22 protein-coding genes are annotated in these 19,797 nt (G+C 65.4%); 14 read left to right on the forward strand and 8 right to left on the reverse strand.

Annotation, left to right across the window (positions count from 1 at the left end; translation table 11 throughout):
* The first annotated feature begins 137 nt into the window (after positions 1-137).
* The 4 genes from L6D77_RS00095 (at position 138) to L6D77_RS00110 (ending at position 2,807) form a co-directional block, all read left to right on the forward strand.
* Positions 138-485, forward strand: a complete 348-nt coding sequence (locus L6D77_RS00095; RefSeq protein ID WP_232879987.1) for a metalloregulator ArsR/SmtB family transcription factor — start codon at positions 138-140, stop codon at positions 483-485.
* A 22-nt stretch (positions 486-507) separates the two neighbouring features.
* Positions 508-1,791 (forward strand): arsenic transporter, encoded by a 1,284-nt coding sequence (locus L6D77_RS00100; RefSeq protein WP_232879986.1) that lies wholly within the window; start codon positions 508-510, stop codon positions 1,789-1,791.
* Between the two features lie 28 nt (positions 1,792-1,819).
* Positions 1,820-2,290 (forward strand): arsenate reductase ArsC, encoded by a 471-nt coding sequence (locus L6D77_RS00105; protein ID WP_232879985.1) that lies wholly within the window; start codon positions 1,820-1,822, stop codon positions 2,288-2,290.
* A 73-nt stretch (positions 2,291-2,363) separates the two neighbouring features.
* The gene (locus L6D77_RS00110) at positions 2,364-2,807 is read left to right on the forward strand and encodes an NUDIX hydrolase (protein WP_232879984.1); all 444 of its coding nucleotides are present in this window, start codon (positions 2,364-2,366) and stop codon (positions 2,805-2,807) included.
* Here L6D77_RS00110 and L6D77_RS00115 read toward each other — a convergent pair.
* Genes L6D77_RS00115 through L6D77_RS00130 form a run of 4 tightly spaced genes read right to left on the reverse strand, consistent with a single transcriptional unit; the run spans position 2,804 to position 5,171 of the window.
* Complete coding sequence (locus L6D77_RS00115; protein WP_232879983.1) at positions 2,804-3,271, reverse strand: DoxX family protein; 468 nt, start codon at positions 3,269-3,271, stop codon at positions 2,804-2,806. The two genes, L6D77_RS00110 and L6D77_RS00115, sit on opposite strands and share 4 nt — an antisense overlap.
* A gap of 10 nt (positions 3,272-3,281) precedes the next feature.
* Positions 3,282-4,037: an HvfC/BufC N-terminal domain-containing protein gene (locus tag L6D77_RS00120; protein ID WP_232879982.1), complete on the reverse strand. Its 756-nt coding sequence runs from the start codon at positions 4,035-4,037 to the stop codon at positions 3,282-3,284.
* Positions 4,034-4,867, reverse strand: coding sequence for an MNIO family bufferin maturase (gene bufB / locus L6D77_RS00125; RefSeq protein ID WP_232879981.1), 834 nt, complete (start codon positions 4,865-4,867; stop codon positions 4,034-4,036). The genes L6D77_RS00120 and bufB overlap by 4 nt, the downstream gene beginning before the upstream one ends.
* Before the next feature lie 16 nt (positions 4,868-4,883).
* Positions 4,884-5,171 carry a BufA1 family periplasmic bufferin-type metallophore gene (locus L6D77_RS00130; protein WP_232879980.1) on the reverse strand — a complete coding sequence of 96 codons (288 nt, stop codon included), beginning with the start codon at positions 5,169-5,171 and terminating at the stop codon, positions 4,884-4,886.
* Positions 5,172-5,381: 210 nt separating this feature from the next.
* Between L6D77_RS00130 and L6D77_RS00135 the strand changes: the two genes are divergently transcribed.
* From L6D77_RS00135 to L6D77_RS00175, 9 genes are all read left to right on the forward strand, one after another.
* Entirely contained in the window at positions 5,382-5,966 is a 585-nt protein-coding gene (locus tag L6D77_RS00135) for a sigma-70 family RNA polymerase sigma factor (RefSeq protein WP_232879979.1), read from the forward strand.
* Positions 5,956-6,597 (forward strand): DUF1109 domain-containing protein, encoded by a 642-nt coding sequence (locus L6D77_RS00140; RefSeq protein WP_232879978.1) that lies wholly within the window; start codon positions 5,956-5,958, stop codon positions 6,595-6,597. The genes L6D77_RS00135 and L6D77_RS00140 overlap by 11 nt, the downstream gene beginning before the upstream one ends.
* Before the next feature lie 361 nt (positions 6,598-6,958).
* Positions 6,959-7,159 carry a hypothetical protein gene (locus tag L6D77_RS00145; protein ID WP_232879977.1) on the forward strand — a complete coding sequence of 67 codons (201 nt, stop codon included), beginning with the start codon at positions 6,959-6,961 and terminating at the stop codon, positions 7,157-7,159.
* A gap of 11 nt (positions 7,160-7,170) precedes the next feature.
* Complete coding sequence (locus L6D77_RS00150) at positions 7,171-7,803, forward strand: hypothetical protein (protein ID WP_232879976.1); 633 nt, start codon at positions 7,171-7,173, stop codon at positions 7,801-7,803.
* 238 nt (positions 7,804-8,041) lie between these two features.
* Positions 8,042-8,527 carry a formate dehydrogenase subunit gamma gene (locus tag L6D77_RS00155; RefSeq protein ID WP_232879975.1) on the forward strand — a complete coding sequence of 162 codons (486 nt, stop codon included), beginning with the start codon at positions 8,042-8,044 and terminating at the stop codon, positions 8,525-8,527.
* Positions 8,521-10,065, forward strand: a complete 1,545-nt coding sequence (locus tag L6D77_RS00160; RefSeq protein ID WP_232879974.1) for a formate dehydrogenase beta subunit — start codon at positions 8,521-8,523, stop codon at positions 10,063-10,065. The genes L6D77_RS00155 and L6D77_RS00160 overlap by 7 nt, the downstream gene beginning before the upstream one ends.
* The gene (gene fdhF, locus L6D77_RS00165) at positions 10,062-12,947 is read left to right on the forward strand and encodes a formate dehydrogenase subunit alpha (protein WP_232879973.1); all 2,886 of its coding nucleotides are present in this window, start codon (positions 10,062-10,064) and stop codon (positions 12,945-12,947) included. Before L6D77_RS00160 ends, fdhF begins: the two co-directional genes overlap by 4 nt.
* A complete protein-coding gene (locus L6D77_RS00170; RefSeq protein WP_232879972.1) occupies positions 12,944-13,147 on the forward strand; it encodes a formate dehydrogenase subunit delta in 204 nt (67 codons plus the stop codon). Before fdhF ends, L6D77_RS00170 begins: the two co-directional genes overlap by 4 nt.
* Before the next feature lie 325 nt (positions 13,148-13,472).
* Complete coding sequence (locus L6D77_RS00175; protein WP_232879971.1) at positions 13,473-15,290, forward strand: ABC transporter ATP-binding protein/permease; 1,818 nt, start codon at positions 13,473-13,475, stop codon at positions 15,288-15,290.
* A 64-nt stretch (positions 15,291-15,354) separates the two neighbouring features.
* On the opposite strand, the gene L6D77_RS00180 is transcribed toward L6D77_RS00175, so the two are convergent.
* The 3 genes from L6D77_RS00180 to L6D77_RS00190 all read right to left on the reverse strand — a co-directional run bounded on the left by L6D77_RS00180 (position 15,355) and on the right by L6D77_RS00190 (position 18,193).
* A complete protein-coding gene (locus L6D77_RS00180) occupies positions 15,355-17,295 on the reverse strand; it encodes a methyl-accepting chemotaxis protein (protein ID WP_232879970.1) in 1,941 nt (646 codons plus the stop codon).
* A gap of 165 nt (positions 17,296-17,460) precedes the next feature.
* Entirely contained in the window at positions 17,461-17,649 is a 189-nt protein-coding gene (locus L6D77_RS00185) for a hypothetical protein (RefSeq protein ID WP_232879969.1), read from the reverse strand.
* Positions 17,650-17,908: 259 nt separating this feature from the next.
* Positions 17,909-18,193: a hypothetical protein gene (locus tag L6D77_RS00190; RefSeq protein ID WP_232879968.1), complete on the reverse strand. Its 285-nt coding sequence runs from the start codon at positions 18,191-18,193 to the stop codon at positions 17,909-17,911.
* Positions 18,194-18,791: 598 nt separating this feature from the next.
* Between L6D77_RS00190 and L6D77_RS00195 the strand changes: the two genes are divergently transcribed.
* Positions 18,792-19,091 (forward strand): hypothetical protein, encoded by a 300-nt coding sequence (locus L6D77_RS00195; protein ID WP_232879967.1) that lies wholly within the window; start codon positions 18,792-18,794, stop codon positions 19,089-19,091.
* A gap of 109 nt (positions 19,092-19,200) precedes the next feature.
* Here the strand turns inward: L6D77_RS00195 and L6D77_RS00200 are convergent, their stop codons facing one another.
* A complete protein-coding gene (locus L6D77_RS00200) occupies positions 19,201-19,794 on the reverse strand; it encodes a biliverdin-producing heme oxygenase (RefSeq protein WP_232879966.1) in 594 nt (197 codons plus the stop codon).
* Between the last annotated feature and the right edge of the window lie 3 nt (positions 19,795-19,797).

The following is a 19,797-nucleotide window of genomic DNA, read 5'->3' on the forward strand; positions in this document are numbered from 1 at the left end:
GTATCCGGCAATTATAGGTGCTGGCCTGGAGGCGCTCCGATTGTCATCTCCAGCGCCAAGAGCGTGCCCTTGCATCGGGGCTGTTCTTTATATATGGAAATCCGTATATTCGGATTTCCATATGTAAAGGTGTTGCCATGATCACCCCACCCGAGCTCTTCAAGTGCCTGGCGGACGAGACCCGCGCTCGCGCCACCTTGCTGATCGCGCAACTGGGTGAGCTGTGCGTCTGCGAACTGATGTGCGCTTTGGACGACAGCCAACCGAAGATCAGCCGCCACCTCGCCCAGCTGCGCAGCAGCGGCCTGCTACTGGATCGCCGCCAGGGCCAATGGGTGTACTACCGTCTCAATCCGCAATTGCCTGCCTGGGTGCACGAGGTGCTGCAGCTGACGCTGCAGGCCAATGCCGCGTGGCTGCAGGCCAACGCCACACGCCTGCAGAACATGCAAGAGCGCCCGGTGCGCACTGCCGCCTGCTGCTGAACACCTGCCAAGCGAGGTCCCCATGCTGGTCGCCGTTGCCGTCTTCATTTTCACCCTCACCCTGGTCATCTGGCAGCCCAGGGGCCTTGGCGTCGGCTGGAGCGCCACGCTCGGCGCGATCATCGCCCTGGCCGTGGGCGCGGTGTCGCTGCAGGACATCCCTGTGGTGTGGGCCATCGTCTGGAATGCCACCGCCACCTTCATCGCGATCATCATCATCTGCCTGTTGCTGGACGAGGCGGGTTTCTTCGAGTGGGCGGCCCTGCATGTGGCGCGTTGGGCGCGGGGCAGTGTCAATCGCCTGTTCGCCTTTTGCATCCTGCTTGGCGCTGCCGTTTCGGCGTTGTTCGCCAACGATGGTGCGGCGCTGATCCTCACCCCCATCGTCATGTCGATGCTGATCGCGCTGCGCTTTTCCCCCGCCACCACCCTGGCGTTCGTCATGGCCGCCGGCTTCATTGCCGATACGGCCAGCCTGCCGCTGGTGGTGTCGAACCTGGTGAACATTGTCTCTGCCGACTATTTCGGCCTGGGTTTCGCCGACTACGCCGCGGTGATGGTGCCGGTGAACCTGGCCAGCATTGGCGCCACCTTGCTGGTGCTGTGGCTGTTCTTCCGCCGTGACCTGCCACAGCGCTATCCGGCCGACACCTTGCCGGCGCCGAGCTCGGCGATACGCGACCCGGCCACTTTTGCCGTCGGTGGGGCGACGCTGCTGTTGCTGCTGGTCGGCCTGTTTGCGCTGGAGCCGCTGGGCATCCCGGTCAGCGTGGTGGCGGGCGTGTGCGCGGCGCTGCTGTTCGCGGTCGCCGCCCGTGGCCACCGGATCTCCACCCGCCGGGTACTGCGCGAGGCGCCCTGGCAGGTGGTGATCTTCTCCCTGGGGATGTACCTGGTGGTGTACGGGCTGAAGAACGCCGGCCTTACCGACCTGCTGGCCCGGCTGCTCGACCAGCTCGCCGCCCACGGCCTGTGGAGCGCCACCCTGGGCACCGGCCTGCTCGCGGCGCTGCTGTCGTCGGTGATGAACAACCTGCCCAGCGTGCTGGTCGGCGCGCTGTCGATCCAGGCCAGCGGCGCCGAGGGCCTGGTGCGCGAGGCGATGATCTACGCCAACGTCATCGGCTGCGACCTCGGGCCGAAGATCACCCCCATCGGCAGCCTGGCCACGTTGCTGTGGCTGCACGTGCTGGCGCGCAAGGGCATGCGCATCAGCTGGGGTTACTACTTCAAGGTCGGCCTTGTGCTGACCTTGCCGGTCCTGCTGATCACCCTGTCGGCCCTGGCGCTGCGCCTGAGCCTGTAACACCCACCCCCTTTGCGAAGGAGCTTTCATGCGAGTCTTGTTCATGTGCACGGCCAACAGTTGCCGCAGCATCCTCAGTGAAGCGGTGTTCAACCACCTGGCGCCGCAAGGCTTCGAGGCGGTGAGCGCCGGCAGTTTTCCCAAGGGGCAGGTGCTGCCACGCAGCCTGGCAACCCTGCAGCAGGCCGGCATCGCCATCGCCGGCCTGAGCAGCAAGGGTAACGATGCCTTTGCCGACAACCCGCCAGACATCGTCATCACCGTCTGCGACAAGGCGGCGGGCGAGGCCTGCCCGGTGTACTTCGGCCCGGCGCTGAAGGCTCACTGGGGGCTGGAGGATCCTTCCGAGGTAGTGGGTGACGAGGCGGCGGTGGAGGCGGCCTTCCAGGCCACCCTGGCCCGTATCGAACAGCGCTGCAGGGCGTTCTTCGCGTTGCCGTTCGCCACGCTGGAGCCTGAGGCGCTCAAGCGCGAGCTGGCGCGTATTGGCGGCCTTTGACTTTCTGTGGCTCGGAAGGGGCCCGACCGAAGGCGTATGATCGCCGGCCGAAAGCGCCCACAAGGAAACCGTCATGCTCCCCAACAAAGCCTGTGCAGTGCTGCTGTCATCCACGCCGCACCCCCGGCTGCTGCTGTTCCGCCATCCGCTGGCGGGTGTGCAGCTGGTAAAGGGCAGCATCGAACAGGGCGAAGCACCGGGTGCGGCAGCCGTGCGTGAGTTGTGGGAGGAGTCTGGGATTCGCGGTGCGCTGATCAAGGATGACCTGGGCTGCTGGGATGCCGGTCACCAGGAACAGGTGTGGTCGTTCCAGCTGTGTGAAGCGATGGGGCCGCTACCTGAACAATGGGTCCATCAGACGCTCGATGACCATGGCCACTGCTTTGCGTTTTTCTGGGCCGAGCTCGACCGGTTGCCACTGGCGGAATGTCACCCGGTGTTCCAGCGGGCCTTGCTGCACCTGCGCGCTGTACTGCAGGCGCGCGGGCATTGCACTGGCGAGCAGCCGTTGGCCTAACGCAGCCTGAGCAACCGGTCCATGGACAGCGCTCCACCACCCCGTGCGATCAGCAACAGCAGCAGACCGGCCCAGGTCAGGTGGGTGGGCCACGCATCGGGGTAGACGAACACTTCTATGACCGTCGTCATGCCGAGCAAGGCCAGGGCCGACAACCGGGTCAGCAGGCCGAGCACCAGCAGCAGCGGGAACAGGTGCTCGGCATAGGTGGCCAGGTGCGCCGCCAGCCAGGGTGAGAGCAGCGGCAAGGCATATTCGCTGCGGAACAGTTCGTAGGTGCTGGGTGTGATGGTCAGCAGGCCTTCGACCTTGGTGCGGCCGGACAGGAAAAACACCGAGGCGATCCCGAAGCGGGCGACCAGGCACAACAGGCTGTCGCCCAGCAGCCGTTGCAGGCGTTCGGCAATACGGTTCCAGTGGTGGCGCAGGCCGCTGGCCGGCACGCTAGGGTGAATGATGTCCATGACAGCTTCCTCAGGTGAATGTGAGCGGACGAAAAGCCCGGGCTTGCAACAGCCGACCAAGCAGGTCGGTGAAGTCCAGGTCGGCTTGGGCTTGCTGCGCGAGCTGCGATGCCTGGTCAAGTGTCATCCCGTCGGCACAGGCCTGGAGAAAGGCGCAGCCACCGTGCTCCAGGGGGTGATGGTGCACACCATCGGCATCGCCGCTCAGCAGTACCCCTTCGGCGACCCAGGGCTGGTCCTGCGGCCAGGCCAGCTGTTCACGGCTGCAGCGCCAGAGGCTGTACGCCGGGTGCTGCGCGAACCAGTGCCAACGCACACTGACGCGCGGGCGCAGATGGCTGTGCGCCAGGTCGCCAGCGGTCATGCCGGCCAGTTCGGTGAGGGCCAGGCAAGGCTCGCCGGGGGCACTGAAGGCCTCATTCCACAAGCGGTCCAGGCAAGCGACAGCAGCCAGGTAAGGCAGGCCGTGCTGCGCCTGTATCGCTTCGAGAAAGGCCGGGAAGTCAGCACCGTAGTGGATCAACCGGGTATCGCTGGGCGGTGACTGCTGCGCATAGGCTGCCGCCGCGTCGCCCATCCAGGCTGGGCCAACCAGCTGTTCGACGCTGGGAAAGTTGGCGCGCAGGGCATCGATGCAGCCAGCCATCACGGTGTTGCGGTACACCGCGAACGCCGGCTGTTCGGTCAGTGCCGCCAGTTGCGGCGCCGGCCGACCCTGCAGCGCTTCGACGAATGCGTCCTGGAACTGGCTCAGCGTGGGGTTCATGGCAAGGCTCCTGTTCGCTCCAGCATGGCCTGGGCTCGGTCGCGCTCGGCGAGCAATTCGTCGAACAGAGGAAGGTTGCCGTCACGCTCGATCAGCGTCGGGCGTGGCCCGATGCGTTCGATCAAGCCTTGGTACAGCGCCCAGACCGGCTCGGCGATGCTGGTGTCATGGGAGTCGATGAGCAGGGCGCCCTGATCGTCGTGGCTGTAGCCGGCCAGGTGAATTTCGGTCACCGCCTGGCCAGGGAATCGGCGCAGGTAGTCGGCTGCGTCGAAACCAAGGTTGTGCGCGCTGACGTGCACATTGTTGACGTCCAGCAGCAGCCCGCAGCCGGTACGGCAGACCAGCTCACCGAGAAAGTCGATTTCGTCCCAGTCATGCCCCTGCAGATGCAGGTAGTGGCTGGGGTTTTCGATGGACAGGCAGCGCCCAAGGGCATCCTGGCTGCGCTGGATGTTGTCGCAGAGGCGGCCCAGCGCCTCGTCGCTGCGAGGGAAGGGCAGCAGGTCAGGCTGGTATTGGCCGCGCCAGGTGGACCAGGCCAGGTGTTCGGACACCAGCGCCGGGTGCACCTGGTCGATCAGCGCACGCAAACGCCGCAGGTGCGTGGCATCCGGTTCGGCGTCGGCTGCCAGTGACAGCGCGACGCCGTGCAGCGACAGCGGATGCTGCTCGGCGATGCGCGCCAGCCAGGCAAGCCGTGGGCCGCCGACCATGTAGTTCTCCGGGTGGACTTCGAACCACAGCCCGTCGGCGCGGTGTGCCAGGGCCTGGGCATAGTGCTCGGCCTTGAGCCCCAGCCCGGCACCTATCCGCGAGTTGCCGTTCATGGTCGGCCTCCTGCACTCAGGACTTGATCGGGGTCAGCGAGCCCATGCCGTTGGGCGTCTTGATCGAGGTGCAGGAGCCGGCCGGGACGTTTTTCCAGTGCATGCCGTCATAGTCTTTTTTGGCACTGCCGGCGCAGGTGGTGCCGGCGCCGGCCTTGCAGTCGTTCTTGCCGGCCATGGCAACGCCGTAGCATTTTTCCATGGCGGCGCCGGTGCCGGCGGGCTGGGCGGTTTCTGCGGCCATGGCAACGCCTGCCAGCGAGGCGAGGGCAAGGGCGGCAGTGGTGAGGGCGAAGGCTTTCATGGTGGGTCTCCAAAGGGTGGGGCCGTGGCGAGTTACCGGCGGCTCATGGAGTAGTTCGCGGCGTGGGTCCATCGGGTTACACCCGCAACAAAATATTTCGCGCAGTACCTGCCGGCCACCTACCGTATGGAGGCAGACCGACGCTCGCACGGCAGGGGTGTGCGACAGGCTGGTGAAAACAAACGCGCGAGGGTGTAACCCAGGCGGCCAATGCAACGAACTAATCCTCAGGCAGTGCTCCATTCGCGCGAGTTGCAGCTGCAGGCACTATTGCTGCGCGGGCTCGCGGGCGACGCCGTGGCGTACCGCGAATTCCTCGCGGCGCTGGCGCTGCATGTGCGTGGCTTTTTGCAGCGGCGCCTGGCCTGGCGCCCGGCCGAGGTCGAGGACCTGGTGCAGGAAGTGCTGCTGGCGGTGCACAACGCGCGCCATACCTACCAGGCGCAGCAGCCATTGACGGCCTGGGTGCAGGCGATTGCCCGCTACAAGCTGGCCGACCATTTACGCAGCTTCGCCCGCCACGAGGCGCGCAACGACCCGCTGGACGACGACGCTGACCTGTTCGCCGGCACCGAGGCGGAACCGGCCGAGGCCAGCCTGGACCTGCAGCGCCTGCTCGACCAATTGCCGGCACGCCAGCGGTTGCCCATTGTTCACGTCAAGCTGGAGGGGTTGTCCGTAGAGGAAACCGCGCGCCTTACCGGGCTCTCCAGTTCGGCGGTCAAGGTGGGCATACATCGGGGCCTGAAAGCCCTGGCCAGGTTGATTGGAGGCAGGAGTGACCATGAACACTGATGACTTGATTGCCCTGCTGGCCAGCCACGAGGGCCCGGTTGATCGTCACGCGTTGGCCAAGCGCCTGGGCTTGGCACTGCTCGCGGGCCTGATCGGTGCGTTGCTGATGACGGTCGCCCTCTACGGTGTACGCAGCGACCTTGTCGAGGTTGCCCGCACGCCACTGTTCTGGGCCAAGGTTGCACTGCCCGCCAGCCTGGCGCTGCTTGGGTTATGGCTGACGCAACGGCTGGCCCGGCCGGGTGTGAAGGGCGGCGCCTTGTGGGGGCTGTTGGGTCTGCCCTTGGTGCTGGTCTGGCTGGGCGCGGCGATCAGCCTGCTCGGTGCCCCTGTCGAAGCCCGCGCCGACCTTGTCCTTGGCCGTACCTGGCGTACCTGTGCCTTGAACATCGCCTTGCTCTCGCTGCCCTGCCTGATTGCCGTGTTCTGGGCCTTGCGCGGCCTGGCGCCAACCCGCTTGCGCCAGGCGGGTGCGGCCGGCGGGCTACTGGCCGGCTCGACGGCAACACTGGCGTACTGCCTGCACTGCCCGGAGATGGGCGTGCCGTTCTGGGGGCTCTGGTATGTGCTGGGGATGTTGCTGCCGACCCTGTTTGGGGCGGCTATCGGCCCGCGGCTACTGCGCTGGTGACCCATTGTCGGTGTACGAATAGTTCTGCCTGATCTGGCCATTATCACCTGCTGCGATGCGCTCCCGAGTCTCTGCCTCGATACATCGAGAAGCGTTGCGAAAGCACCGGTTACATAGCCGCGCGTCAGCGGCTGCCCCGCAGGGCCATAGTCAATCCCACGTGATGTGCGTTGGCAGATGCTGTCAGAGCACCACTGGTCGCCTGAGGCCATGGAAGACTGGCATTCGCCTTGGGTGTGTACGATGATTTTCGTATTGACAGGGATGTCCTATGCAAAAAGGCTTCAAAGCAGTGAGGCGCGCAGTGATTGCAGCCCTCGAAGCAGGTGATTAGCTGCATGCGTCACGCGGCGATATCGAGGTGAAGAACCTGTTGGCGACGGGAGCGGTATCGGCGGCGCAAGTCATCGACGTGATCCTCGCCTGCAACGGCACCCATTACCGCAGCAGCCCCCACCACGCCGTGGCATCGGTCGACGTGCACCTGATCAGGTGGCACGGCTGGTACATCAAGTTCTATTTTCTCGAGCCAGACACCTGGTTCATCAGCGTTCATCAGTGAGTAACCAGGCAATGAAAATTCTTTTCGAAGGCGATACCGGCAAAGCGCTGTGCGAGCACTGCCAGGCCGTGGTGGCCACGCGCTACCTGCGCCGTGACGTACCCTTCAGTGATGGGCAAGGTTTGGCCCGCGACATCCTGGTGGGGGTGTGCGAGCGCTGCGACACCGTGGTGGCCCTGCCGGCGCAATCCACGCCGGCAATTCGCGAGGCGCGCAAGGAGCAACTGAAATCCATCGAGGCCAGGTTGCCGGCGGTGTACCTGGACATTCTTGACGCAGCCCTGCATACCGTCTGCAGCGAGGCCGGGGTTCATCTGCGCAAGCTGTTGCTGGCCCACTACCTGCAGCAGTTGGTGCAAGCCCGGCAAGGCGAGGGCTTGCGGCCTGCCCATGAGGCCTTCCTCCAGGCGCTCGAGCAGCAGCGCCATCAGCGTGGCTTGCCGGCCGGCAGCGCGACCCGGCGCCTGTCGATGAAGGTCAATGCACACATGGCCGAGGATTTCCTGGCGCTGATGCAGCAGGCCGACATGTCCCAGACCGAGCTGCTCAAGGCCGTGATCGCGCGCATTCAGGCGGATGTGCTCGAAGCGCGTGACCCGCAGGTGATCGCTACCCTGCAGCGCCTGGCGCGGCTTGCGGGGTAGCGATCCGCAGGCGGCACCTCGTCGGTTTCAGGACGCGCCTGGTCGCCCGCGCACAACCCCCTTGTCACAGACCTGCCATGCTCAGAGGATGCCTTCGGACCGCGCGCGCCTAGACGCCCGGCCGCAGGCAAGGAGGGTGCCCGGCACACCGCCACCGTGACGTGGCCGCGCACCGCAGCTGAACACCGCCGGGTATTGCTCCTGTTTCGGGGTGGCCCGGGTTGCCGAGGTTTGCTGTATGCCTGATGACTTGAACCACCTGCCCCTGATCCAGCGCGTCCTGGCCCGTGAGAAGGACACCCCCGGCGCCTTGTTGCCGATCCTCCACGCCATCCAGGCCGGCGTCGGCCATATCCCCGACATCGCCATCAATGAAATTGCCCATGCCCTCAACCTCAGCCTGGCCGAGGTGCGCGGGGTAATCAGCTTTTACCACGACTTTCGCACCGCACCGCCGGCCCGGCACACGCTGCGCCTGTGCCGCGCCGAGTCCTGCCAGAGCCGCGGCGCCGAAGCGTTGGCTGCACAGTTGCGTGAACAGCTGGGCCTGGACGACCACGGCACCAGCGCAGACGGCGCGTTGAGCCTGCGCCCGGTCTACTGCCTGGGCGCTTGTGCCTGTTCACCGGCGCTCGAACTCGATGGCCAGTTGCACGCGCGGCTCACCCCTGAGCGCTTGCGGGCGCTGGTGGATGGCTGCCGTGAGGAGGTGAAGGCATGTTGAGCCTGTGCATTCCCTGTGATTCGGTGGCCCGCGCCGTCGGCGCGGACCAGGTGGCCGACGCGCTGGCCCGCGAGGCCGAGCGTCGCCAGCTGCCGCTGCGCATCCAGCGCACCAGCTCGCGTGGCCTGTACTGGCTGGAGCCGTTGGTCGAGCTGGACAGCGACGCCGGCCGCCAGGGGTTCGGGCCGGTCTCGGTCGAAGACGTGCCGGGCTTGCTCGATGCCCTGGCCACAGGCGAGCCAGGCCACGCCTTGGCACTGGGCCTGGTCGAGCAGATCCCTTACCTGAAAACCCAGCAACGCCTGCTGTTTGCCCGCGCGGGTATCACCCGGCCGCTGTCGCTGGACGACTACCACGCCAACGGCGGCTTCGAGGGCCTGCGCCGGGCAACGCTGATGGAGGCTGACGAGGTGGTCGCCGCCGTGTTCGATTCCGGCCTGCGTGGCCGGGGCGGTGCGGCGTTCCCGGCGGGCATCAAGTGGCGCACCGTGCGCCAGGCCCAGGCCGTGCAGAAATACGTGGTGTGCAACGCCGACGAGGGTGACTCCGGCACCTTCGCCGACCGCATGCTGATGGAGGGCGACCCGTTCCTGCTGATCGAAGGCATGATCATCGCCGGGCTCGCCGTAGGGGCGAGCAAAGGCTACATCTATGTGCGTTCGGAATACCCGGATGCCATCGGCACCCTGAACGAGGCGATCCTGCTGGCCCGCGAGGCCGGTTACCTGGACGTCGCCGGCCAAGGCGTGGCCTTCGACCTGCAGGTGCGGGTCGGGGCGGGCGCCTATATCTGCGGCGAGGAAACCGCGCTGCTCGAATCCCTCGAAGGCAAGCGCGGCATCGTCCGCGCCAAGCCGCCGCTGCCGGCGCTGGAGGGCCTGTTCGGCCAGCCGACGCTGGTGCACAACGTGCTCACCCTGGCCTCGATCCCGATCATCCTGGCCAAGGGCGCGGCGTTCTATCGCGACTTCGGCATGGGCCGCTCGCTGGGCACCCTGCCGTTCCAGTTGGCCGGCAATATCCGCCACGGCGGCCTGGTGGAGCGGGCGTTCGGCCTCACGCTACGCGAGCTGGTGGAAGGCTACGGCGGCGGTACCGCCAGCGGCCGGCCGATCAAGGCCGCACAGGTGGGCGGCCCGCTGGGGGCCTGGGTGCCGCCGGCACAGTTCGATACGCCGCTGGACTACGAGGCCTTTGCCGCCATGGGCGCGATGCTTGGCCACGGCGGTGTGGTGCTGGCCGACGATACCCTGAACATGGCCGGCATGGCCCGCTTTGCCCTGCAGTTCTGTGCCGAAGAGTCGTGCGGTAAATGCACGCCATGCAGAATCGGCTCGACCCGCGGCGTGGAAGTGGTCGACCGCCTGATCGCCAGCACCGACCCGGCCATGCGCGAAAGCCAGGCCGGCCTGCTGCGCGACCTGTGCGACACGATGCAGTACGGCTCGCTGTGCGCCATGGGTGGGATGACCTCGTATCCCGTGGCCAGCGCCCTCAAGCACTTCCCCGCCGATTTCGGCCTGGAGGCCGCGCAATGATCAACTACTTCGACCCCAGCAGCGATATCGACCTGGGTACCCCCGAGCGTGTCAGCGACGTGCAGGTCAGCCTGGTCATCGATGGCCGTTCGATCAGTGTGCCCGCCGGCACCTCGGTGATGCGCGCCGCCGCGCTGCTCGGCACCAGCATCCCCAAGCTGTGCGCCACCGACAGCCTCGAAGCCTTCGGCTCGTGCCGCATGTGCATGGTCGAGATCGACGGCATGCGCGGCTACCCGGCGTCGTGCACCACGCCAGTCAACGAGGGCATGGTGGTGCGCACGCAAACCGCGCGCCTGGCCGACCTGCGCCGCAACGTGATGGAACTGTACATTTCCGACCACCCGCTGGACTGCCTGACCTGCTCGGCCAACGGCAATTGCGAGCTGCAGACCGTCGCCGGCCAGGTCGGCCTGCGCGAGGTACGCTACGGCTATGACGGCGACAATCACTTGGCTGAACAGAAGGACGTCTCCAACCCGTACTTCGACTACGAGCCCAGCAAGTGCATCGTCTGCAGCCGCTGCGTGCGCGCCTGCGAAGACATCCAGGGCACCTTTGCCCTGACCATCACCGGGCGTGGCTTCGACTCGCGGGTGGCGGCGGCCGGTGGCGACGACTTCCTCAGCTCCGAATGCGTGTCCTGCGGTGCCTGCGTGCAGGCCTGCCCGACCGCGACCCTGAGCGAAAAAAGCCTGATCCAGCTCGGCCAGCCCGAGCGTGCGGTGATCACCACCTGCGCCTATTGCGGTGTGGGCTGCTCGTTCCGCGCCGAGATGAAGGGCGACCAGTTGGTGCGCATGGTCCCGGACAAGCAGGGCGGCGCCAACCACGGCCATGCCTGCGTCAAGGGCCGCTTCGCCTGGGGCTACGCCACCCACCCCGACCGCATCACCAAGCCGATGATCCGCAAGCGCCTGGAAGACCCATGGCAGGAAGTCAGCTGGGACGAGGCGGTAACCTATGCCGCCAGTGAGTTCCGGCGCATCCAGCTCAAGTACGGGCGCGATTCCATCGGCGGCATCACCTCCAGCCGCTGCACCAACGAAGAGGCCTACCTGGTGCAGAAACTGGTGCGCACCGCGTTCGGCAACAACAACGTCGACACCTGCGCGCGGGTTTGCCATTCACCTACCGGCTACGGCCTCAAGCAGACCCTCGGCGAATCCGCCGGCACCCAGAGTTTCGACTCGGTGATGCAGGCCGACGTGGTACTGGTGATCGGCGCCAACCCCACCGACGCCCACCCGGTGTTCGGCTCGCAGCTCAAACGCCGCCTGCGCCAGGGCGCGCGGCTGATCGTCATCGACCCGCGGCGCATCGACCTGGTCGACTCGCCCCACGCCCGCGCCGAACTGCACCTGCAACTGCGCCCGGGCACCAACGTGGCCATGCTCAATGCCCTGGCCCATGTGATCGTCAACGAAGGCCTGCTCGACCAGCGCTTCATCGATGCCCGTTGCGAGACCGAGGACTTTGCCCGCTGGCGCGATTTCGTCGCCCAACCCGACAATGCCCCCGAGCTGCTTGGCCCGGTGTGCGGCGTGCCCGCCGAGCAGATCCGCGCCGCCGCACGGTTGTATGCCACCGGCGGCAATGCGGCGATCTACTACGGCCTGGGCGTGACCGAGCACAGCCAGGGTAGCACCGCGGTAATGGGCATCGCCAACCTGGCCATGGCCACCGGCAACATCGGCCGCGAAGGGGTAGGGGTGAACCCGCTGCGCGGGCAGAACAACGTGCAGGGCTCCTGCGACATGGGCTCGTTCCCCCACGAGCTGCCCGGCTACCGGCATATTTCCAACGCCAGTGTGCGCAGCGAGTTCGAACAGGCCTGGGGCGTCACGCTGCAACCCGACCCCGGGCTGCGCATCCCCAACATGTTCGAGGCCGCGCTCGACGGCAGCTTCAAGGCGCTGTACTGCCAAGGTGAGGACATCGCCCAGAGCGACCCCAACACCCAGCACGTCACCGCTGCCTTGCTGGCGATGGAGTGCGTGGTGGTGCAGGACATCTTCCTCAACGAAACCGCCAAGTTTGCCCATGTGTTCCTGCCGGGCAGTTCGTTCCTGGAAAAGGACGGTACCTTCACCAACGCGGAACGGCGTATCTCGCGGGTGCGCAAGGTGATGGAATCGCTGGCCGGCAAGGCCGACTGGGAGGCCACCATGGCCCTGGCCAACGCCCTGGGCTACCCCATGAACTACCGCCACCCGTCCGAGATCATGGACGAAATCGCCCGCCTGACGCCGACCTTCCACCGTGTCAGCTACAGCGAGATCGACCGCCACGGCAGCCTGCAGTGGCCGTGCAACGACGCAGCCCCCGATGGCACGCCGACCATGCACATCGACCAGTTCGTGCGCGGCAAGGGCCGCTTCATGCTCACCGGTTATGTGCCCACCGACGAGAAGGTCAACAACCGCTACCCGCTGCTGCTGACCACCGGGCGCATCCTCAGCCAGTACAACGTCGGCGCGCAGACCCGGCGCACCGAGAACATCGCCTGGCACGCCGAGGACCGCCTGGAAATCCACCCCAGCGACGCCGAAAGCCGCGGCATCAGCGACGGCGACTGGGTCGGCGTGGGCAGCCGCGCCGGGCAGAGCGTGCTGCGCGCCAGGGTCAGCGGGCGGGTGGCGCCGGGCGTGGTGTACACCACCTTCCACTTCCCCGAGTCGGGTGCCAACGTGATCACCACCGACAACTCCGACTGGGCCACCAACTGCCCCGAGTACAAGGTCACGGCGGTGGAGGTGCTGAAGGTGTTCCAGCCATCGGAATGGCAGAAGCGCTACCAGAGCTTCAGTGACGAACAGCGGCGCCTGCTCGACGAGCGACGCCAGGCGCAAGGCAAGGAGAAGGCGGAGGTGCGTCGATGAGCAGCGACAACCTGGTGAAGATGGCCAATCAGATTGCCCACTATTTCGACAGCGAGCCGGACCGGGCCAAGGCAGTGCAGGGGGTAAGGCAGCACCTGCAAAGCTTCTGGACCCCGGTCATGCGCAAGCAGTTGGGAGAATGGATCGAGGTCCATGCGGGGGAGGGGCTTGATCCGAAAGTGCGGGAGGCGCTTGCCTAGGCCAGCTTTCTATAGCCTCTATCGGCCCTTCGCCGGCAAGCCGGCTCCCACCCCCTGACGGGCCTGCGCATACTCTGTAGGAGCGGCCTTGTGCCGCGAAAGGGCGGCGAAGCGGCCCCATGGACCTGTGGTGCGCCACAGATGGCTGGGGCTGCTGGGCAGCCCTTTCGTGGCACAAGGCCACTCCTACAGAAAAACCGCGCAAGACAATTGCCGGCTTGCGAGCGAAGGACCGGTACAGGTGTAGATGAAATGTCCGTCATATACGTGAGGCTATTCACAGGCTAGTGCTACCCTCCCGAAAACCCTGCCACGGACACTTACCATGGACATGAACTGGCACCAGGCCCTGCAAGAGAGCCTGAGCTGGCTGGCAATCGCCACAGGCATCACCTTCGTCTGCTTCATCGCCGCCGCCACGCTGGCCGTGCGCGGCACCCGGTGGGGCCGCCAGTTCTGGCAGCTCGCCGGGCCCTACTTCAGCCTTCAACGCAGCTGGCGGCCCTTGCTGGCATTTGCCCTGTTGCTGGTGCTGACGCTGTTCTCGGTACGCCTGAACGTGCTGTTCTCGTTCTGGTACAACGGCTTCTACAGCGCCCTGCAGGCGCTGGACCAGACGGCATTCTGGTACCTGCTCGGGGTGTTCGCGGTGCTCGCCACCATCCACGTGCTGCGCGCGCTGTTCACCTTCTACGTCACCCAGGCGTTCAACATCCACTGGCGGGTCTGGCTGACCGAGCGCCTGAGCGCCGACTGGATGCACGGCGATGCCTATTACCGTGGGCAGTTCCTCGCCGAACCGGTGGACAACCCCGACCAGCGTATCGAACTGGATGTGAACGCCTTCGTCACCGGCTCCGTGTCGTTGGCGCTGGGTGCGGTCAGCGCGCTGGTCTCGCTGGTGGCCTTTACCGGGATTCTCTGGGGTCTGTCTGCGCCGCTGGCGGTGGCCGGGGTCGAAGTGCCGCGGGCGATGGTGTTCGCGGTGTACGTGTATGTGCTGATCGCCACCTGGATCGCCTTCCGCCTCGGGCAGCCGCTGATCCGCCTGAACTTCCTCAACGAAAAACTCACCGCCAACTTCCGTTATGCATTGATGCGCCTACGCGAGAACGCCGAGAACATCGCCTTCTACCAGGGCGCGCAGGTTGAGCGCGGCACACTGCTCGGCCGCTTCTTCGCCTTGATCGGCAACGCCTGGGCGCTGGTGTTCCGGAACCTCAAATTCAGCGGCTTCAACCTGGGCATCAGCCAGGTCGCGGTGGTCTTCCCGTTCATCCTCCAGGCGCCGCGCTTCTTCAGTGGCGCGATCAAGCTGGGCGACGTGATGCAGACCGCCCAGGCTTTCGGCCAGGTGCAGGATTCGCTGTCGTTCTTCCGCGAGTCCTACGACACCTTCGCCAGCTACCGCGCCACCCTCGACCGTTTGACGGGCTTTCTCGATGCCAACCAGCAGGCCAGTGCCTTGCCCAAGGTCGACACCGATGCGTTGCCCAAAGCATTGGCCATTACGGGGCTGCAGGTGCTGCGCCCGGATGGCCACGCCCTGATCGCCGATCTGGATCTGCACTTGCAGGCCGGCCAGGCGCTGCTGATCAAAGGGCCTTCAGGTAGCGGCAAGACCACGCTGCTGCGTGCCCTGGCCGGGCTATGGCCCTATGCCGAAGGCGAGGTCCGGCGGCCGCTGGGGCACCAGGCGCTGTTCCTCTCCCAGCGCTCGTACCTGCCCCTGGGCGACCTGCGTACGGCCATCGCCTACCCGGCGGACGCCAGGCCCGAGGACGATGCGCGCATGCAGCAGGCGCTGCGCCAGGTCAACCTGGCCCACCTGGCCGAACGCCTCGACGTGCAGTGCGACTGGTCACGGATTCTGTCGGTGGGCGAGCAGCAACGCCTGGCGTTCGCCAGGGTGCTGTTCAACCAGCCACAGGTGGTGTTCCTCGACGAGTCGACCTCGGCGATGGACGAGGGGCTTGAACATGCGTTGTATGCGTTGTTGCGCAGCGAGATGCCGGAGACCTTGCTGATCAGCGTCGGGCACCGCAGTACCCTGGCGGCGTTCCATACCCACCGCCTGGAAGTCGACGGGCAGGGTGGCTGGGCGTTGTTCGAGCAGCAGCCGGTGGTCGAGGAGCCGGCTTAGCTCGGCGGGGGCCATCGTTGGCAAGTCGCAGCGGCGCACCGCCGCTCCCACGGCCCCGCGTGGCTTACGACTTGAAGCGCCCCACCAGACCGTTCAGTTCATCCGATAGCTGTGCCAGCCGCCCGGAGTCCGACTGCGCCGAGTTGGCCAGCCCTTCCACCAGCCGTGCTTCGTCGTAGATCTGCTGGATGTGCCGGTTGATCTCTTCGGCCACGCTGTGTTGCTCCTCGGCGGCGGCGGAAATCTGCAGGTTCTGGTCGCGGATCTCGTTCACCGACAGCTGGATGCCTTCGAAGCTGTCCCGCGCATGCTCGATCGACGACACGCTGGCGCGCGACAGGTCCAGGCAGCTTTCCATCTTCTGCGAGACCTCCTGGGTCTTGTCACCCAGGGTATTGAGCAACTGGTCAATCTCGCCGGTGGAGTCGGCGGTGCGCTTGGCCAGCGCCCGTACTTCGTCGGCGACCACGGCAAAACCACGGCCCTGGTCACCGGCCCGTGCCGCTTCGATGGCGGCGTTGAGGGCCAGCAGGTTGGTCTGCTCGGCGATGGCGCGGATGGTGCCGAGGATCTGGTTGATGCTGCGGCTGCCGGCCTCCAGTTCGACCATGGCCTGGGACGACTCGCTCAGGCGGCGGCCCAGGCGGTTGACGTTGTCGGTGGTCTGCTCGATCTGCTGCTTGCCCTCGGCCACCCGCCGATGGCCCTGTTCGGCGGCATCGGCGGCGCTGCTGCAGGAGCGCGCCACTTCGTTGGCGGTGGCGACCATTTCGTTGAACGCAGTGGACACCAGTTCCACTGCCTCGCGCTGGCGCCCGGCGGCTTCGTTCATGTCGTCGGCCATGGTGCTGTTGGCCTTCGAGGCCTGTTGCAGGTTGTTCGAGGCGGCGCCGATGCGCTGGATCAACTGGCGGATGGCGGCCAGGAACTTGTTGAACCAACCGGCCAGTTCGGCGGTTTCGTCCTTGCCCTGGATCTGCAGGTCGCGGCGCAGGTCGCCTTCGCCTTCGGCGATCGACTGCAGGCCCAGGCTGACCTGGCCGATGGGTTTGACGATCACCCGCGAGAAGGCCGCCGCCACCAGGGCGAACACCAGCGCCAGCAGCACCACGATGACGGCCGTGACGTAGGTCATGCGCGTGGCCGCAACCATCACTTCGTCGTATTCGATCAACCCGATGAAGCGCCAGCCAAGGCCCGGCGAAGTCCATACGTTGGCCATGTAGCGCACGCCATCGATCACCACCTCGGTGGAGCCTTGTGCAGTGGCAGCCAGCTGCGCGTAGGGCGCGCCGAGGTCCTTGAGCTGTTTGAAACTGTGCGTGGCATCGCGCGGGTCGACCAGCACGGTGCCGTCCTCGATCAGCATCACATAGCCGCTGTCACCGAGCTTGATGCTCTTGACCAGTTCGGTGAGGTTTTTCAGCGAGACGCTGACCACGAACACGCCTTTGGCCTTGCCGGCATCGTCGAGCAGCGCCCGGGCGGTGCCGACCAGGGCCACATCGTCCTTGTCGTAGTAGTAGGCGGCGGTGCGCACCGTTTTGTCCGGGCTGGCCATGGCGGCCTTGTACCAGGGGCGGGTGCGTGGGTCGTACTTGGCCAGTTGCGGGTCGTCCGGCCACTTGGCGTAGCTGCCGTCTTCCAGGCCAATGGACAGGATCGCCGCCGCCGGGTGGGTGGTGCCGTAGCGGGCGAAGGCGTCGATAACTTGCTGCGCGGCCGGCGGCATGGGCTGGCTGGCTGCGTCGGCGGCGGTGTAGTTCTTGAGTGAGGTGACCGAGGTGTATACAGGATCCTTGGCCATTTGATCGACGTTTTGCAGGGTGCCGTCGAAAAATTGCCGCATGTTGCCGTCGATCTGGCGGATTTCCCGGGTACTGCCATCGAGGAATTGCGCCACCGCTTCACTGCGGATGTTCAGCACCGAAATGCCGCCGACCAGCGCTACCGGGATAAAAGCCACCAGCACGAAGGCCAGGACCAGCTTGTTCTTTATCTTCATGCGTGACGCCCATCCGTGAGAGTGAAGGTGCACATGGCCGCTGTAGTTGGGTGGTGGCCACTTGCTATCTTTGCTGTTCGGGTGGGTCGGAATATAAACCTTTGAAACGTTATTCGTGTACAAAAAATCAAGTAATTGTTTTGATTTTCGAGTCAGGGCGGGGTGTCAGGCGAGGGTGTAGGGGATGATATTGGTGGGGTGGCTGGCGTACAGCGGGCCGAGCATCCGGTGATCATCGGTCAGGATGAAATAGTCGCACGCCAGTTGGATGAGTGAGTTGTCGGAGATCCCGAAGCGCAGGAAGTGCTCGCCACAGCTGTCGGTACGGATGTCCGACTCGACCTGGCGGAACATCGCGAACAGCTGGCCGGCGACGGCGAGGGCCGAATGGTAGGCGGGGCCGGTGAGGTCGATCAGGTTGGAAATTTCGGTGGCAATGTAGGGGGTGATATGTACTTCGTCATGCTCGGCGATGATCGCCGGGACTTTCTGGTAGTCCGCGTCAGCAAACTTCTCAGGCGTTTGGACGCCCGGATGAACCTGCCCCTTCTAGGCTGCCAATCACCAGCAGCAGGAGCAGGTTGGTGTCGATGATCAGCTTCCTGGCCATTCATCACTCCTTGTTCCTGAAACCCTTGAATTTGCCGGTGGCCGCATCGATGAGAAACACCTTGTGCTCGCGGCGGGTACCCATGATCTTTGCCAGTTGGCGCAAGGGTGAAGTGCTGTCGGCGTCGACGTTGAGGGGGGCCGGGTCGAGCTGGTAGCTGTAGGTGATGTGGTAAGTGCTCTCGTCTGGGGAGAGCAACGCTTCCTCGAGCTGCATATGCGTGGCGCAGGCGACCAGCTTGTGCAGGTTTTCGGCGGCAATGCCGATGGCGTGATCGAACTCAATCATGGTGGTTGCTCTTGTTGGATGCCTCGGGGCCGAGAGTGGGAGGCAGACAGGCTGTAAGGAAGGATTCTGGCGCATGGGAGCACGCAGCGCTGTGAGGGGAAGAGACTGCACGCTAGGGCGATATTCAGGCAGCAGCAAGCAGCAAGCTGTAAGTGCATGTTCCATCGAATGAAATCGAGATGATTACGTAAGTGGCTGATTTTACGGAAGATTCTTAGGACTTTCCTTATTTAATGTAGGGCGTTTCCTAAGCATGATTTTGCGGCCTTTCGGCGGTTGTGCTCGTCAGCCGAGCTGCTTAGTCTCGCCGGGTCGTTGTCACCTCAACGGCCGGGTGTGCAAGCCCGAGGATACAGCGCGAAAGCGCCCTGGAAATTTGACGGAGAACCGCCGTTGAGGTGCCCCTATGGCGGCTATGCGTGGGAGGCCTTCGGGCCTGCCGGGTTCCTGTATCCTCGGTCTTGCACACCTGCGTATAGCTGCCACCCATTCGAGTGCAGGCGGATGTGGGCAGTTTTCCCATGACGGTACAGGAGTGCTGAACCATGCTGAAAATCGTGCCCGATCCACCTCACACCTGGCTCCGGGAGGTTCACTGATGAACGATGCCCCCGCCGGAGCCTCCCGGCCCCTTTCCCCGCGCCCAACCACGGCCCACGCCCACTTCGGCACCTGCCACGAAGCCCATCCCCCGATGTTCTCGGTACACGCCGGCATCGATGGCGAGGACGCGCTGGTCTGCGCCGTGGCGGCATTGCAGGCGGCCCATGAAACCAACGCCCTGGCACTGGAAAAAGCGAGCGAGCCGTTGCGCAGCCTGCTGGTGGCGACGGAGAACTCGCTGGAGAAAGGGCTGGCGTTGTCTTCGGCAGTACTGGACGGGATAGAGCGCGGCTGAACATCTGTGACAAAGGCCGCGTTGCGGCCTTTGTTCGGTGTACTTGGAATAGGCCTCCTGGCCTTCGGCAATCGAGCAACTTGGTCGAAATCCGCCGCTTCGCCCGTATTCACGCCACCGCCTGACAGAGCAACACACCTCGCTCCTCAAGCCACTGCTCGAAGCGCTCGAAGGTGGCGACCCCAGCGTGTACCGCACTGGCCAGTGCGGCCGGGGGCAACGAGGCCCCAGCCAGGCGGGCGAGGAAGCCGCGCCAGTGCACACCGGTCAATGGCCCGTACACGTCGAAAAAGGCTGCGCCGCTGTCAGCGCCGATGCCCAGCCGTTCGGCCATGGCCCGTTTGAGCACCTGCCCGCCGAGTGTCGAACCTTCAAGCACGTACATCACCCCCAGGGCACTGGCTTCGCTGTCGATCAGCGGCAGGGCGCCACACTGGGGCAGGGCATCTATCTGGGCTGCGTCGAGGCCAAGTGCGAGCAAGTCACAGGTGAGAGCCGGGGCTTTGTTGCGCTCGACACCCTGGTAGCCGGTGAGTGCAGCTTCCAGCGGGGCGTGGAAGCCGTAGTAGGCCTCGATCAGGCGTTGGTAGGCCGGCAAGTCGAAGCCGTCACTGAAGAACGGCAGGCGCTGTTCGAGGCCCTTGTGGCAGGCTCGGGTGCCCTCGCGCAGGGCATGCAGCAAAGGGCTGGCAGGGTCGGACATGTA

Source organism: Pseudomonas parasichuanensis, from assembly GCF_021601385.1.
Taxonomy (GTDB): Bacteria; Pseudomonadota; Gammaproteobacteria; order Pseudomonadales; family Pseudomonadaceae; genus Aquipseudomonas; species Aquipseudomonas parasichuanensis.

Coding starts and splice junctions, on each gene's coding strand:
- L6D77_RS00185 (WP_232879969.1), bottom strand. CDS start 17,649: ATGTTCCGCCAGGTCGAGTCGGACATCCGTACCGACAGCTGTGGCGAG.
- L6D77_RS00150 (WP_232879976.1), top strand. CDS start 7,171: ATGAAAATTCTTTTCGAAGGCGATACCGGCAAAGCGCTGTGCGAGCAC.
- L6D77_RS00190 (WP_232879968.1), bottom strand. CDS start 18,193: ATGATTGAGTTCGATCACGCCATCGGCATTGCCGCCGAAAACCTGCAC.
- L6D77_RS00100 (WP_232879986.1), top strand. CDS start 508: ATGCTGGTCGCCGTTGCCGTCTTCATTTTCACCCTCACCCTGGTCATC.
- bufB (WP_232879981.1), bottom strand. CDS start 4,867: ATGAACGGCAACTCGCGGATAGGTGCCGGGCTGGGGCTCAAGGCCGAG.
- L6D77_RS00175 (WP_232879971.1), top strand. CDS start 13,473: ATGGACATGAACTGGCACCAGGCCCTGCAAGAGAGCCTGAGCTGGCTG.
- L6D77_RS00115 (WP_232879983.1), bottom strand. CDS start 3,271: ATGGACATCATTCACCCTAGCGTGCCGGCCAGCGGCCTGCGCCACCAC.
- L6D77_RS00155 (WP_232879975.1), top strand. CDS start 8,042: ATGCCTGATGACTTGAACCACCTGCCCCTGATCCAGCGCGTCCTGGCC.
- L6D77_RS00095 (WP_232879987.1), top strand. CDS start 138: ATGATCACCCCACCCGAGCTCTTCAAGTGCCTGGCGGACGAGACCCGC.
- L6D77_RS00160 (WP_232879974.1), top strand. CDS start 8,521: ATGTTGAGCCTGTGCATTCCCTGTGATTCGGTGGCCCGCGCCGTCGGC.
- fdhF (WP_232879973.1), top strand. CDS start 10,062: ATGATCAACTACTTCGACCCCAGCAGCGATATCGACCTGGGTACCCCC.
- L6D77_RS00135 (WP_232879979.1), top strand. CDS start 5,382: ATGCAACGAACTAATCCTCAGGCAGTGCTCCATTCGCGCGAGTTGCAG.
- L6D77_RS00140 (WP_232879978.1), top strand. CDS start 5,956: ATGAACACTGATGACTTGATTGCCCTGCTGGCCAGCCACGAGGGCCCG.
- L6D77_RS00180 (WP_232879970.1), bottom strand. CDS start 17,295: ATGAAGATAAAGAACAAGCTGGTCCTGGCCTTCGTGCTGGTGGCTTTT.
- L6D77_RS00110 (WP_232879984.1), top strand. CDS start 2,364: ATGCTCCCCAACAAAGCCTGTGCAGTGCTGCTGTCATCCACGCCGCAC.
- L6D77_RS00130 (WP_232879980.1), bottom strand. CDS start 5,171: ATGAAAGCCTTCGCCCTCACCACTGCCGCCCTTGCCCTCGCCTCGCTG.
- L6D77_RS00200 (WP_232879966.1), bottom strand. CDS start 19,794: ATGTCCGACCCTGCCAGCCCTTTGCTGCATGCCCTGCGCGAGGGCACC.
- L6D77_RS00170 (WP_232879972.1), top strand. CDS start 12,944: ATGAGCAGCGACAACCTGGTGAAGATGGCCAATCAGATTGCCCACTAT.
- L6D77_RS00120 (WP_232879982.1), bottom strand. CDS start 4,037: ATGAACCCCACGCTGAGCCAGTTCCAGGACGCATTCGTCGAAGCGCTG.
- L6D77_RS00105 (WP_232879985.1), top strand. CDS start 1,820: ATGCGAGTCTTGTTCATGTGCACGGCCAACAGTTGCCGCAGCATCCTC.
- L6D77_RS00195 (WP_232879967.1), top strand. CDS start 18,792: ATGAACGATGCCCCCGCCGGAGCCTCCCGGCCCCTTTCCCCGCGCCCA.